Source organism: Rhizobium herbae, from assembly GCF_017873135.1.
Classification (GTDB): Bacteria; Pseudomonadota; Alphaproteobacteria; order Rhizobiales; family Rhizobiaceae; genus Pararhizobium; species Pararhizobium herbae.
Genome location: NZ_JAGGJV010000001.1, coordinates 359,330 through 372,995, shown reverse-complemented (window position 1 = coordinate 372,995; position 13,666 = coordinate 359,330). Strand labels below are relative to the sequence as shown.

16 protein-coding genes are annotated in these 13,666 nt (G+C 60.6%); 5 read left to right on the top strand and 11 right to left on the bottom strand.

The window, feature by feature from the left end:
* Positions 1-2: 2 nt before the first annotated feature.
* Positions 3-908 carry an alpha/beta hydrolase gene (locus J2Z75_RS01955; protein ID WP_234937089.1) on the bottom strand — a complete coding sequence of 302 codons (906 nt, stop codon included), beginning with the start codon at positions 906-908 and terminating at the stop codon, positions 3-5.
* Positions 909-1,019: 111 nt separating this feature from the next.
* Here J2Z75_RS01955 and J2Z75_RS01950 point away from each other — a divergent pair, with 111 nt between their 5' ends.
* Complete coding sequence (locus J2Z75_RS01950) at positions 1,020-1,337, top strand: HlyU family transcriptional regulator (RefSeq protein WP_209846945.1); 318 nt, start codon at positions 1,020-1,022, stop codon at positions 1,335-1,337.
* A 217-nt stretch (positions 1,338-1,554) separates the two neighbouring features.
* Entirely contained in the window at positions 1,555-2,799 is a 1,245-nt protein-coding gene (locus tag J2Z75_RS01945) for a GGDEF domain-containing protein (RefSeq protein WP_209846943.1), read from the top strand.
* A 21-nt stretch (positions 2,800-2,820) separates the two neighbouring features.
* Here J2Z75_RS01945 and J2Z75_RS01940 read toward each other — a convergent pair whose 3' ends face one another.
* Positions 2,821-3,282 (bottom strand): Lrp/AsnC family transcriptional regulator, encoded by a 462-nt coding sequence (locus tag J2Z75_RS01940; RefSeq protein WP_209846940.1) that lies wholly within the window; start codon positions 3,280-3,282, stop codon positions 2,821-2,823.
* 154 nt (positions 3,283-3,436) lie between these two features.
* On the opposite strand from J2Z75_RS01940, the gene ald reads away from it, so the two are divergent.
* Positions 3,437-4,555, top strand: coding sequence for an alanine dehydrogenase (ald, locus tag J2Z75_RS01935; RefSeq protein ID WP_209846938.1), 1,119 nt, complete (start codon positions 3,437-3,439; stop codon positions 4,553-4,555).
* Between the two features lie 53 nt (positions 4,556-4,608).
* On the opposite strand, the gene J2Z75_RS01930 is transcribed toward ald, so the two are convergent.
* From J2Z75_RS01930 to J2Z75_RS01910, 5 genes are all read right to left on the bottom strand, one after another.
* Positions 4,609-5,079, bottom strand: a complete 471-nt coding sequence (locus J2Z75_RS01930) for a DUF1203 domain-containing protein (RefSeq protein ID WP_209846934.1) — start codon at positions 5,077-5,079, stop codon at positions 4,609-4,611.
* An 85-nt stretch (positions 5,080-5,164) separates the two neighbouring features.
* Positions 5,165-5,731 (bottom strand): GNAT family N-acetyltransferase, encoded by a 567-nt coding sequence (locus J2Z75_RS01925; RefSeq protein ID WP_407692727.1) that lies wholly within the window; start codon positions 5,729-5,731, stop codon positions 5,165-5,167.
* A gap of 5 nt (positions 5,732-5,736) precedes the next feature.
* On the bottom strand, positions 5,737-6,591 hold the full coding sequence (sseA, locus tag J2Z75_RS01920; protein ID WP_209846928.1) for a 3-mercaptopyruvate sulfurtransferase: 855 nt from the start codon (positions 6,589-6,591) through the stop codon (positions 5,737-5,739).
* 15 nt (positions 6,592-6,606) lie between these two features.
* Positions 6,607-7,347, bottom strand: coding sequence for an alanyl-tRNA editing protein (locus tag J2Z75_RS01915; RefSeq protein WP_209846925.1), 741 nt, complete (start codon positions 7,345-7,347; stop codon positions 6,607-6,609).
* A 7-nt stretch (positions 7,348-7,354) separates the two neighbouring features.
* On the bottom strand, positions 7,355-8,395 hold the full coding sequence (locus J2Z75_RS01910; RefSeq protein WP_209846922.1) for a cysteine synthase A: 1,041 nt from the start codon (positions 8,393-8,395) through the stop codon (positions 7,355-7,357).
* A 312-nt stretch (positions 8,396-8,707) separates the two neighbouring features.
* Between J2Z75_RS01910 and J2Z75_RS01905 the strand changes: the two genes are divergently transcribed.
* On the top strand, positions 8,708-9,352 hold the full coding sequence (locus J2Z75_RS01905) for a ChrR family anti-sigma-E factor (protein WP_209846919.1): 645 nt from the start codon (positions 8,708-8,710) through the stop codon (positions 9,350-9,352).
* Between the two features lie 110 nt (positions 9,353-9,462).
* Positions 9,463-10,305: an SDR family NAD(P)-dependent oxidoreductase gene (locus J2Z75_RS01900; RefSeq protein WP_209846905.1), complete on the top strand. Its 843-nt coding sequence runs from the start codon at positions 9,463-9,465 to the stop codon at positions 10,303-10,305.
* Here the strand turns inward: J2Z75_RS01900 and J2Z75_RS01895 are convergent.
* From J2Z75_RS01895 to J2Z75_RS01880, 4 genes are all read right to left on the bottom strand, one after another.
* The gene (locus J2Z75_RS01895) at positions 10,293-10,619 is read right to left on the bottom strand and encodes an SMR family transporter (RefSeq protein WP_209846902.1); all 327 of its coding nucleotides are present in this window, start codon (positions 10,617-10,619) and stop codon (positions 10,293-10,295) included. The two genes, J2Z75_RS01900 and J2Z75_RS01895, sit on opposite strands and share 13 nt — an antisense overlap.
* Positions 10,606-10,962: an SMR family transporter gene (locus J2Z75_RS01890; RefSeq protein ID WP_209846899.1), complete on the bottom strand. Its 357-nt coding sequence runs from the start codon at positions 10,960-10,962 to the stop codon at positions 10,606-10,608. Before J2Z75_RS01890 ends, J2Z75_RS01895 begins: the two co-directional genes overlap by 14 nt.
* Positions 10,963-11,045: 83 nt before the next feature.
* Positions 11,046-12,386, bottom strand: a complete 1,341-nt coding sequence (locus J2Z75_RS01885) for an MFS transporter (protein ID WP_209846896.1) — start codon at positions 12,384-12,386, stop codon at positions 11,046-11,048.
* Positions 12,379-13,632, bottom strand: a complete 1,254-nt coding sequence (locus tag J2Z75_RS01880; RefSeq protein ID WP_209846893.1) for an SAM-dependent methyltransferase — start codon at positions 13,630-13,632, stop codon at positions 12,379-12,381. The genes J2Z75_RS01885 and J2Z75_RS01880 overlap by 8 nt, the downstream gene beginning before the upstream one ends.
* Positions 13,633-13,666: the final 34 nt, after the last annotated feature.

Sequence of the window (13,666 nt, the reverse complement as noted above, 5' to 3'; positions counted from 1 at the left end):
ATTTATCCAGCAATATCCGTTAATTGCTTGATTTCTCTAAACCAGCTCAGGATGTTATCCACGATGCGGTTTGTCGTTGACGGCGACAGCGCATCGCCGGCGACCACATGCCCATGGGGGTCGCCGATTTCGCCCGGATCGATGATGGCCGCCGAGCCGCCCCAGCGGCCGGCGACGGCATCCGTTTGGGTCGCATCGACGACCTGATCTCGCGGCGATCGAATGAACAGCGCAGGCACCCGGATCGTTTCGAATGGCAGCGCCCGGACCTGCGCGACCAGGGTCGCCATTGGCAGCAGCGCCGGGACTGGATATTCGGTGGTCCAATAGGCGGCATGCAGATCATTCATCGGCGTGAAGGAACGGCGGCGGCCGAGGATAAGGCGCGCGCTGAGGCGGGCAAGAGGGGCAGTCAGCAGGAAAGCCCCACGTCCTTTGATCCTGAAGTTCGGCGCGAGAAACACGGCGCCCGCGACACGAGCGGCCAGCGGCGGCTGCGACAGCGCCCAGGTGGCGAGCGACGCCCCGGTGGAGGTTGCGATGATCAACGTCCTGTCGCCGAGCCGCGCGGCAATCTCCAGCGCTTCCAGCATATCCTTCTGCCAATCCCCGACCGATGCTTCGGCCATGGCATCGCCGCTGCGTCCATGTCCGGCAAGGCGCGTGTAGGACAGGTTGGCGCCGAGCGCTTTTGCCACGAGATCGGGTAGGGGGCGGACCTCGCCTTTCGATGCCGAAAATCCATGAATATAGACGACGGCGAGCGCTGTTCGGCTTTTTGCTGCAGGATCGGTCCAGATGATTTCCTTTGCCAATCCCGGCCGGATGTCGGGGAATGCCGATTCGCTGGCGGCAAGCCGTTCGTCGATACCGGCAATCGGTGCAATCACCTCAAACCCTGTTGTCATGATCCGGGCAATGCCTTTGCCATTCCCTTTTCTCCCAAGCCGGCGATGCGATCGCCGCCGATGAGAAACTTAGCCTTTGACAGCCCTGTTTGCCATGAGTAAGTCTTTCGCATGGCTTCCTTTCTGTCAAAATTGTTCGGTTTTTCCAGTGGCTCCAGCGCCGAGGCGAGTGCGTCGTCCGGCAAGACGGAAACCTATGGCGACTGCCTGATCCGGGCCAACCCGATGCGGGAAGGCGCCCAGTTCCGGCTGGCCGGCTCGATCGAGAAAGAGGTCGATGGGGTAGTGCGTGTTCGCACGTTTATTCGCGCCGACCTTTTCAGTTCGGAACAGGACGTGATCGACGCGACATTGCGCAAGGCGCATCAGATCATCGACCAGCACGGTCCGTCGCTGTTTTCTGACGACGCAGCCTCCCGTCAGGTCTGAACCCCGGACAGCCGAAAGTTGTCGATCGGCTGCGCACTGGTTGGTCACGTATTTCGAAATCCTTTTCGTAACACCGGAAATGCGGACGCACCCCAACTTTGGTTGAATATGAGCCAATTCACAGTGCCGCCGACAATCTGCGGGCTACACCCCTAAACTTTTCTTTAAACTTGCCGTTTATAAAGCACCGGAAGCCAATCCAAGCGAATGCCTGCCGATGACCAATGTATTCCTGTTTCTCTGCGAGGGCCTTGTCTATGTCGCGGTCATGGTCACGCTGCTGCATCTGCGCCATCTGCTCGGTATCGGCGTTTTCATCGCCGCGCTCGGCGTCCTGCATTTCATCGAGACCTATCTCGCCGCCGTCTTCTACGTGCAACTGCCGTTCGGGGTGATTTCGCCGGGGTCCGCCGTGCTTTTCGCCGGCAAGCTGATGATGATCCTTCTCCTCTATGTGAAGGAGGACGCCGCCACGGTGCGCCAGCCGATCTACGGCCTGCTCGCGGGCAACTTCCTCACCGTTGCGCTCAGCCTGCTGCTTCAGATGCACCAGACGGTATCGGCCGTACCGAATCGCACCGCCGATCTTGGCTTCATCGACGAGATGGGCTGGCTGATGCTGTGGGGAACGCTTCTGCTCTATCTCGATTCACTCATCATCATCCTGCTCTACGAGCGGATCGGGCGCTGGATGCGCGGCCTCCTCACCCTGCGTTTCCTCTTCTGCGGCATCGTCGTGCTGACGTTCGACCAGGCCGGATTCTATATCGCACTGCATGCCCTGAACGGTGCGCCGGCCGAAGTGTTCTGGGGCGGCTGGATTGCGAAGATGGGCGCCGCGGTCCTCTATTCGGTCGTCCTTGGCGCCTATCTGCATTTTTCCAGCCATTCCGTGATCTCCGTCTCACGCCTGCCGATCGGCGACATCTTCAACGCGCTGACCTTCCGGGAACGTTACGAGGATCTGCTGTCGAAGTCGGGGCGCGACATGCTGACGGGTGTACTCGACCGCAGCCGTTTCGAGTTCGAGGCCCCGCGGCTGATCCGCAATGCAGTGGCATCCGGCAGCGTCGCCAGCCTGATCATGATCGATGCCGACCATTTCAAGAGCGTCAACGACCGGTTCGGCCATCTGGAAGGCGACCGGGTGCTGAAATCACTCGCCGACGCAATCCAGTCCGGGCTGCGGCAGAGCGATCATCTCTTCCGCTACGGGGGAGAAGAGTTCGTCGTTCTGTGCGACGGCCTCGATCATGCAAGCGCACTGTCGCGCGCCGAGGACCTTCGCCAGCGCGTGCTCACGGATGTGACGACGTCGGACCGTTCGGCCGTTACCATCAGCGTTGGCATCGCCTCGACGCCGGTCGACGGCTCGACGACGCGTGATCTGCTGTCGAAGGCGGATGCCCGTCTCTACGAGGCAAAGCGCCGGGGCCGCAACTGCGTGGTCGGAAACGTTTGAGAGTTTTCAGGCCGGAAGCCGTCAGACGCCGACATTCGGCCGGTCGATGATCTCGCGCAGCGAGAAGCTGGAATTGATCTTGACGACATGCGGCAGCGCGGAGAGCCAATCCCTGTGGATGCGTTCGTAGTCTTCCAGATCCTTGGCAGCGACGCGCAGGATATAGTCGTATTCGCCCGACATGAGATAACAGACCAGCACATTAGGGCAGAGTTTCACCGCGGCCTCGAACTCGGTCAGGGTCTTGGCGAACTGGCCCGACAGCGAGATATGGACGATGACCATGATGCGGTAGTCGAGCGCCTTGTGCGACAGGCGCGCGTGATAACCGCTGATGACGCCGGATTTCTCCAGGATATCGACCCGGCGCGAACAGGCAGACGCTGACAGCCCGACCTTTTCGGCAAGCTCGGCATTGGCGATCCGGCCGTTCTGCTGGAGAATCCGCAAGATCGCAGCATCAATTGCATCCATCGCCGACAATCGAATATCCTTCGAATTTTTCTCTATAAACGCAATAGTCAGCGAAATAATACGGTATTGACCGACCTCTTTGCAAGGACATGCGGCGCGCTTTCTGTTTCGCTATGCGGGTAAAACTGCAACGGCGAAAGCCGCAAATGAGAGGAACGTGAGGATGCGTGTCGGTTGCCCGAAGGAAATCAAAAACCATGAATATCGTGTTGGCCTGACGCCGGGATCGGTGAGGGAATATGTGGCGCACGGCCACGAGGTGATCATCGAAACCAAGGCGGGCGCCGGGATCGGTGCGGAAGACGACGCCTACCGCGCGGCGGGCGCGAAAATCGTGGCCACCGCCAAGGACGTCTTTGAACAATCCGACATGATCGTCAAGGTCAAGGAGCCGCAGCCTTCCGAATGGGCGCAGCTTCGCGACGGCCAGATCCTCTACACCTATTTGCATCTTGCACCCGATCCGGAACAGACCAAGGGGCTGCTCGGCTCCGGCGTGACGGCGATCGCCTATGAAACGGTGACCGACGACCGCGGCGGCCTGCCTCTGCTGGCGCCGATGTCGGAAGTGGCCGGACGCCTGGCAATCCAGGCCGGCGCCACGTCGCTGCAGAAGGCCAATGGCGGCCGCGGCATCCTGCTCGGCGGCGTACCGGGTGTGCTGCCTGCCAAGGTCACGGTGATCGGCGGCGGCGTTGTCGGCCTGCATGCGGCGCGCATGGCGGCCGGTCTCGGCGCCGATGTCAGCATCCTCGACCGCTCTATTCCGCGCCTGCGACAGCTCGACGACCTCTTTGCCGGCCGCGTCCACACCCGGTTTTCGACCATCGACGCACTGGAGGAGGAAGTCTTCTCCGCCGATCTCGTCATCGGCGCGGTGCTGATCCCCGGTGCGGCGGCGCCGAAACTAGTGACGCGCGAAATGCTGTCGGGCATGAAGAAGGGTGCTGTCATCGTCGATGTCGCCATCGATCAGGGTGGCTGCTTCGAGACCTCGCATGCAACGACCCATTCGGATCCGACCTACGAGGTCGATGGTGTCGTTCACTACTGCGTCGCCAATATGCCGGGAGCCGTCCCGGTGACGTCGGCACATGCGCTGAACAATGCAACGCTCTATTACGGCCTGCAGCTTGCCGACCGCGGGTTGAAGGCGATTGCCGAGGACCGGCATCTGCGCGCCGGTCTCAATGTTCACAAAGGCCGGGTGACCAACAAGGCCGTTGCCGACGCGCTTGGCTATGAGAGCCATGCGCCGGAGGCCGTGCTGAAGATCGCCTGAGCGAGGCACCGACATCAATGATCCGGGCGGGGTCGGTTTTGCCGGCCCCGTTTTCATGCACGCTCGACACGGCACTGATAACAATTGTTGCGGGCCGAGCGGACATGCACATAGGCGATTTCCGGATACTCGAGCAGTTCGGCAGCGCGGGCATCGAGTTCATCGACCGGCGTCACTGCGCCACTGCCATAGACGATGCGATCGTCCGCGCCGTAGCCGCGCAGCAGATAATCCTTGCTCGTCGTCAGGATCGGCGGAATGTCAGCGCCGCCCGCATAGGCAACACACTCTTCCGCATGCAGGAAGATCGGACCGGTTTCCGCATAGGGCTGGAGCACCGGGAAGGGGCGGTAGGCGAGGATAAGGTAGGGATCGCCCGCGGCGATATTGGCGAGGCAATGGCGGCAGGGCATGCCCTGGCCGTCGGAGACATGCAGCTCCGGTGGCAGGCCATAGGCGTCGGGCTCGCGGCGGCGATAGCGTGCGGCAAGATCGCTCGGCATAGGTTGGTAATGCAGGGTCATCGCGGTGTTCCTCCGGTTTCAATGCCCGAGGAAATGCCATGCGCCGCAAGAGAACGACACCCGTTTCTTGCGGGCGCCAGGGCCTTCAGAAACCGCGTGCGAGTGCCAGAAACTCCTCGTCGCTCAGTGGCAGCACCGTCGCGTCATGGGTTGAAACCGGCGAGAAGCCGAAGCGCTGGTAGAGTTGAAGTGCGCGGGGATGGTCGAGCGTGTTGGTCGCGACACGGACAACTTTAGGATTGGAGTTCCAGGCGGCATAGAGCGTCTGCAGCAGAAACCATTTACCGAGCCCGAGCCCGAGCGCATGCTCGAACATGCCGAAATGGGACAGCTCGACATTGTCCTCATCCACCTGCAGGAGCTCGAAAAAACCGGCCGGGGCGCCGTTGACGTAGATCACGCTCACCGAGTTGCGCTTGTCATGCAGAGTGGCCGTGAGCTCTTCGTCGCTCATCCGCAGCCGGTCGACCCAGTTCCAGCGCCGGCCGACCTGCAGATAGAGGAAACGATAGAACGGTAGCGGGATTTCCGGCACGCGCATGATCGCGGTCTGGATATTGACCGGCACGGGCAGGCTCTGCTTGGGCGGTGCGGTCATTTCCAGTTCGGTGACGCGAACTTCGAGTGGCTCGATGCCTTTACCCTGTGTCATTCTGATCATTCTTTCCCGGTAATGACGGATGTGTCCGAACGGCTGCCCCATTCGGACCAGGAGCCATCATAGAGCCTGTTGTCGGTATGGCCCAGCGATTGCAATGCGAGCGTGATGATCGCCGCGGTGATGCCCGAGCCGCAAGTGGTAACCACGGGCTTGTCGAGATCGATCCCCGCCGCCTCGATGGTCTCGCGCAGGGCTTCCAGCGACTTGAACCTGCCGCCCACCGAAAAGACACCGGAAGGCAGGCTTTTTGCGCCGGGCATGTGGCCGGACCGCATGCCGGGCCTTGGCTCCGCTTCCTCGCCGGTAAAACGGGCGGCACCGCGCGCATCGGCGATCTGGCGGGAGCCTGTCGCGACGATCGCGCTCATTTGCGCAAACGAGGTCACCGCTTCGGCATCGAACCGCGGATGGAATCGCGCTGCAACGGGCTCAGGAACCTCTGTTGTCACAGGGCGGCCATCCGCCTTCCAGCCGTCGATGCCGCCATCCAGCACGAAGACTGACTTTGCACCCATGGTGCGCAGCAGCCACCAGACGCGCGGTGCCGTAAAAATGCCCGGACCGTCATAAACGACGATCGTGTCGGTCTCGCCGATGCCCAGACCACCGACGGCCTCGGCGAAAGCGTCAGGCGAGGGCACAGTGTGGGGGAGGCCGCTGGTCAGATCGGCGATCACATCCTGATCGTAGAAGACGGCACCCGGAATATGGGCAGCCGCATATTCGCCCTTCGGATCGCGGTTCTGCGCCGGCAGATACCAGGAAGCGTCGAGGATTTTAACTGACGGATCGGTCAGCCGCTGCTCAAGCCAGTCGGCGGAAACCACGAAGGCGCTCTTCTGTTCAGTCATAGGATTGTTCTCCGGTCAAAGGGCGGACGCAGTTTCCGGCTTACCGAACCGGATGCGGAAACGTCTATTTTCTTTGCCCTTTTTTTCGATCTTGGCGATGAAGATAGGGCCGACTTCCTGGGTTTCCGACACATGCGTGCCGCCGCAGGGCTGGCTGTCGATCGCGGCGTTTTCTCCAATGCAAACGAGGCTGACGCGGCCAAGGCCCACAGGAGGCCGGACATTCTTCGATTTGACGATATCGGGATTGGCGGCGAGTTCCTCGTCGGTGATCCATTGGAGATAGACCGGATGATTGCCATCGACCAGTTTCATCATCGCAGCGGTGACCTCATCCTTGTCGATGGTTTCGCTCATGTCGAAATCGACACGGCTCTCATCCTCGCCGACGGCGGCACCTGTTATCGGAAACTGGCAGACGACCGAGAGAAGATGGCAGGCGGTGTGCATGCGCATCAGCTTGTAGCGGCGCGGCCAGTCGATGTGCAGCACCAGCCTTTCACCGACCAGCGCAGCGGGCTGCTCGGCGACCGGAACATGGATGACGATGTCCTTGGTGTCGCCGTGGCGCGTGGTGGCGATCTCGATGCGGCTGCCATCGGCGCGCTCGAAGAAGCCGCTGTCGCCGGGCTGGCCGCCCGACGTCGCATAAAAACAGGTCTGATCGAGTTCGATGCCGCCGTCTTCCCGTATTCCCGTGACGATTGCTTCCGTGGTTGAAAGATAGAAATCGTCGCGAAAAAGGGCAATGGTCATGAGATGCTTATCCGACGGGTTCGTATGGCACCGTTATGCCGGAATTCCGCGTCAGCCAGGCCGGAACGGGAAGGCCCTTGGACTTCAGAAACGCCGGGTTGAACAGTTTCGACTGATAGCGGTTACCATAGTCGCAGAGGATCGTCACGATGGTATGTCCCGGTCCCAGATCTTTTGCCAGGCGAATGGCACCGGCAATGTTGATACCGGTGGAACCGCCGACGCAGATGCCTTCGTTTTCAATGAGATCGAACACCAGCGGCACCGCCTCGGTATCGGGGATCTGGTAGGCGAAATCCGGTGTGAAGCCTTCGAGGTTGGCGGTGATGCGCCCCTGGCCGATACCTTCGGTGATCGATCCGCCGGCCGATTTCAGCTCGCCATTGGCGTAATAATTATAAAGTGCCGCTCCTTCCGGATCGGCTATGCCGATCTTGATGTCCGGGTTCTTCGTCTTCAGGCCAAGGGCGACACCTGCCAACGTGCCGCCCGAGCCGACCGCGCAGATGAAACCATCGACCTTGCCGTCGGTATCCCGCCAGATTTCCGGCGCTGTGGTCTCCACATGGGCGTCGCGATTGGCAACGTTGTCGAACTGGTTGGCCCAGATGGCGCCATTCGGCTCGGTCTTAGCGAGATCCGCAGCAAGGCGGCCGGACAGCTTCACGTAGTTGTTGGGGTTCTTGTAGGGAACGGCCGGTACCTCAACGAGTTCAGCACCCAGAAGACGCAGTGCATCCTTTTTTTCCTGGCTCTGCGTCTCGGGAATGACGATGACGGTGCGATAACCGAGCGCCTGGGCAACCAAGGCGAGACCGATGCCGGTGTTGCCGGCCGTGCCCTCGACGATGACGCCGCCGGGCTTCAGCTGGCCGGACTTTTCCGCCTCCCGGATGATCGACAGCGCCGCGCGATCCTTGACCGACTGGCCCGGATTGAGAAATTCGGCCTTGCCGAGGATCGTGCACCCCGTCGCCTCCGAGGCGCCCTTGAGGCGGATCAGCGGCGTATTGCCGATGGCGTCGAGAACGGAAGGCAGAACGGACATAGGCGAACCTCTTGGCTGCGGGTAACTGCGTCAGGCAGGTGCCTGAACCTGATGATGAGCTGGACGGGGCGTATGCGAACGTATCGGCCGTGGCGGGCCTTCGCAATTCAACATACCGGAATCCTAGCGTCTTTTCGGCCGGGTTGCCCGGTGAAGCAAGAAATAGCGTTTCAACTCGGCGCCGTCACGGGCAAAAATCGACCCGGCTCAACTCTACGGTTTCAAAAACCGCGGTGATCCAAATCTTGACCCCCGGCGTAGTGAGGCGATAGTTTCCGCTGCGCGATGCGGCAAGACAGGTACAGAAAATCGATGGCTGATGTTCAGCTGGATACAGTGGATGCCTTGATGGCACGTTACGCTGCGGGCATTCTGCCAGAGCCGGCGCGCGTCCTCGTCGAAGCCCATCTCGAAATGCAATCCGTCAACAGGCCGAAGGTCTCCAAATACGAAGCGGCTGTCGGTGATATCCTGGAAAAGATGGAACCGGTTGCGCTCAATTCAAGAGACGCTGTCCTGAAAGCCGTCTTCGCGGCAGATCCGCTGGCGGCGGCCAAGGTTTTGCCGCGGCCGGCAAACGCACTTTTTCCCAAAGCCATCCGAGACTTTGCCGGGCTGGAAGCCGAGGAAATTCCGTGGAAAAGGAAGTTGCCGGGCTTCAAGGAGTACAGCCTTGGAAAAATCGACGGTTGCGACGTCAGCTTCTTCTGGCTCAAGCCCGGCCGGGTGATTCCTGCCCATACGCATGAAGGCTACGAACTCTCGCTCGTTCTGGACGGTGCCTTCAACGACGCTCGCGGGCGTTTCGTCAAGGGCGACATCTCGGTGGCGGACGAAAGCATCGATCACCGGCCGATGGCCGAGTCCGAGCGCCCGTGCATCGGCTTTGCCGTCTCCGACGCGCCGCTCAAATTGACGGGCTCGCTGCGCCAGTTGATCGGCGATCTCATCGGCTGACGCTGCTGCCGTCGAATGGCCCGAATGCGGGAACAAACTGCATTTCAATGCGTATTGTTGAGTGATCCCGTTCTTTCGGGAGCCAACGTCGAGCAGCGAAAGGAAAACCCATGACCGATTTTGTCGCACGCCCCGAACTGGGACTGGCCTGGGTCACGGGCGCAAGTTCAGGCATCGGCCGCGCCCTGGCGCTACGGCTGGTGAAAGACGGTTTCACTGTCGTCGTCACGGCCCGTGATCACGAGAGACTGGTCAAGCTTCAGCATGAAGCGGCAGGGCCTGGCAAGATCATCGTGCTGGACGGCGACGTGACCGATCCTCGCGACATGGAACGTATTCTCGCAGCCATCGAATACGAACACGGGTCGATGGTACTCGCCGTCCTCAATGCCGGTGTCTACATTCCGGTTCATGGCGAGGACATGCACCGCGAGGATTTCGAGAAGACCTTTGCGGTAAACCTGCACGGCACGGTCAATTGCATGCTGCCGGCGGTGCGCCACATGAAGGTGAGGGGCCACGGCCAGATCGCCATCGTGTCTTCCGTCACCGGATATGGCGGCCTGCCGACCAGTGCGGCCTACGGGGCAACCAAGGCGGCATTGATCAACATGGCGGAAAGCCTGAAATTCGATCTCGACAAGGCGGGCATCCGCCTGCAGATCATCAATCCCGGTTTTGTCGAAACGGAGGCAACGGCAAAGAACGAATTTCCAATGCCGGCTCTGGTCAGTCCGGAAACCGCGGCCGATCGTATCGCCGATGGCCTGAAGTCCAGCGGCTTCGAAATCACGTTTCCCAAGCGTTTCACTTACGCCATGAAGCTGGTCAACCTGCTTCCCTATGGTCTCTACTTCTGGCTCATCAACAAAGTAACAGGATGGAAGGCCCGTCCGCCCGTCACCGCTCGTCATGCCGTTGATGTGCTGAAGCGGGATCCTCAGGCGGTGTGAAGGACGACCACGGCGCCGAAGACCAGAACGAGCCCGACCCAACCGATCGGCTTCAGCCTCTGACCGAAAAGAACCCGCGCCGAGATCGCCGTGCCGAAAATCCCTGTGGCGCCGAGAATGGCGTAGGCGATCGCCAGTTCCATGCCTTTCACGGCTTCGACCAGCAAGGCAAAGGCCGCCAGCACCAGAAGGATGGAGAGTATCCCCCAGCCGCGACGGGCAAAACCGTTCGACTTGGTCGAGGCGAGATTGGCCGCGACATCGAGAATGCCGGCCAGGACCGCGAAAATGAAATAGACGTTAGGCGCGGTCATCGGCAATCTCCTCGTCCTCGTGGACTTCACCCGCATTGACCAGAATGATGCCGCCGACGGCCATCAGCAGCCCGATCATCTCCTGGTAATTCAGCACGTGATTGAAAACGAACACCGAAACGAGGGTAATCAGCGCGATACCGGAACCCTCCCAGATGGCATAGGCAACGCCGACCGAGATTGTCTTCACCGCCTTGGCAAGAAAGACATAGGAGAGCGCGATCGACACGTACATGACGGCATAGCCCCAGATGCCACCACCTGACGACGCCGCCTTCATGACCGTCAGGCCGATGACTTCGGTAGCAATGGCGAGCGCCAGAAAAACCCATGCAAGACGCACGTCATCACCTTTGAAACGATCGGTTGAAAAGCTGCGGCTTCCATAGGCATTTTGCCACGGACGGTAAAGCCGGGTGGCTAAGTTTATTGCCGGATACGGGCTTGCAGCGCAGCCTGCGCCGCCTCATCCAGCGGAAAGTTCCACATCAGCGCGATTGCCGCCAGTTTCAGGCTGATCGGAACCCAGGCGTAGATCACGGCAAGCGCAAACAGCGCGGTCGCGCCGTTCTCCGCACCCGGTGCCGGATCAAATCCGAAAAAACCGAGCATGGGGAAGACGATGCCGACGCCGGCGGCCAGCGAAAGTTTGGTCGCAAGGCCCCAGGCAGCGAAGTAAAAACCGCTGCGCTGATCGCCGGAGGCCGCGGTATCGGCGTCGATCACATCGGCCTGGATCGACGGCGGAAGCGAAAGGTCGAAGCCGAGCAGGAGCCCGGTCATGGCACAGATCATCGCGAAGGAAACGAGCGCACCAGGTTGGAGCAGGGGAGCAACTGAAAAAATGACACAGGCAACGATCATCGCGATCGCCCATGCCCGATGCTTGCCCAGCTTTCGCGCGGCCATGGCGGCAAGCGGTATGCCGACGATCGCACTGAGGAAATAGAGGAAAAGCAGAGGGCCGCGCATTTCCGGCAATTGCAGCCGCGCCGAAACGAAATAGAGGAACAGCGTCGCCGGAATGCCGTTGGCAAGGCCATTGAGGAAGAACGCCGCGATCAGCCGCAGAAATGGCCTGTTGCTCCGGAGAAAGAACAGGGCCTCTTTCAGCGGCAGGGGACTTCGCGTCAGATTGGCGGGTTCCGGCACGATCCAGACGGTGAGCCCGCCGAAGAGCACAAGCATCGCCGCCACGACGATCCCGAGTACAGCAAGGCCGGAAAAGCCCTTCTCCTCAAACCCGATCGCAAAAGGCAGCACGATGGCGATCAGCGTACCCGCCAGCGTCAGACCTTCGCGCGCGGATGTCAGCCGCGTGCGGCCATGATAATCGGCCACCAATTCGGCGCCCCAGGCGGAATAGGGCACGATCGCGAGCGTGAACCCCAGCGATGTGAGCATGCCCCACACGGCGAGCCAAGCAACGCCGGCGCCGTCCGCGGGCCAATAGAGCATCAGTGCCGACAGGGCGGCAATCGGCAGGGCCAGAAGGAAGAGCAGGCGCCGGCGCCCGAAACCGGAATTGATTCGATCGGCGGCATAACCGGCCAACGGATCTGTGATCGCATCGAAGAGGCGGACCAGCAACAGCGCCCAACCGGCGGAGGCGATCGGAAGACCGAGCGTTTCGGTGTAGTAGGTCGGAACGAGCGAGTAGAGCGGCAGGCCGAGCGCTGCCAGCGGCGCGGCGGGAAGGGCATAGGCAAGAAGCATCCGGCGGCTGATCTGCGATTGGGCAGCGCCGCCGGCTGCGCGCCTATTCATACACGATCTGTCTGACGTCGATGTTCCTGGCACGGAAACCGGCTTCGCAGTAAAACAGATAGAACTCCCAGAGGCGCTTGAAGCGGATATCGAAACCGAGTGGCTCGACCTTGTCCCAGACGCTCCAGAAGCGCTCGCGCCATTCGGCCAGCGTGCGCGCGTAATCGAGACCAAAACCGAAATCGCCGCTGATCTTCAAACCCACCTTGCGGCCGAGATCGATGAGGTGTTGGGGGGTCGGCAGCATTCCGCCCGGAAAGACGTATTTCTGGATGAAGTCCGGATTGGCGCGGTATTCCCTGTAAGCTTCAGGCTTGATGGTGATGATCTGCAGGCCGGCTTTGCCGCCGGGCTTCAGACAGCGTTGCAGCTGCGAGAAATAGGCCGGCCAGTATTTTTCGCCGACGGCTTCGAACATCTCGATGGAGACGATCCGATCATAAAGGCCGGTTTCGTCGCGATAGTCCTGGAACTTGATCTCGACCTTGTCGGACAAGCCGGCCTTCTTCATGCGCTCGTTGGCAAAGGCGAGCTGTTCGCGGCTGATGGTCAGGCCGGTCACCTTGCAGCCGATCTCGCGCGCGGCATATTCGGCAAAACCGCCCCAGCCGCAGCCGATCTCAAGCACGTGATCGCCTGCCCTGATGCCGGCGGCATCTGCCAGTGCCTTGTATTTGGCCCGTTGCGCAGATTGCAGATCATTGGCCCCCGTCGAGTAGAGCGCCGAGGAATAGGTCATGGTCGGATCGAGCCATTCCTTGTAGAAAGCGTTTCCGAGATCATAATGAGCCGAAATGTTCTTCCTGGATCCGGATTTGGTGTTGGCGTTCATCCAATGGCGAAATTTTTCGACCAGCCGCAGCACACCGCGCGCGCCGTTGGAGAAATTCCGGCCGACATCGGTGTTGACGAGGAACAGTTCAAGGAAGGCGCCGACGTCGGGACTGTCCCAGTCGCCGTCCATATAGCTTTCGGCGACGGCGATGGTGCCGCCGGTCAGTGCGCGCTGCAACAGGTTCCAGTTGTGAAGCGTAACGGAGGCAACAGGCCCCTGGGCCTTGCCCTTGATGACCACCGTTCTGCCGTCTGGCAAAGTAAGCTTCAAGCAACCGGCCTGCAGGTGAACGAGACCGCGCAGAACCATCTGCGCCTTTGCCGGCAGACCTTTGACAATCCGTGACAAACTTTCAGTTGAAAGACGCTCTCCGTCTTTCGGATCACAATAACCGGTGCCTGCTGTACTCATTCGACAGATCCTCAGCAATCATTGTTCTTGGTGC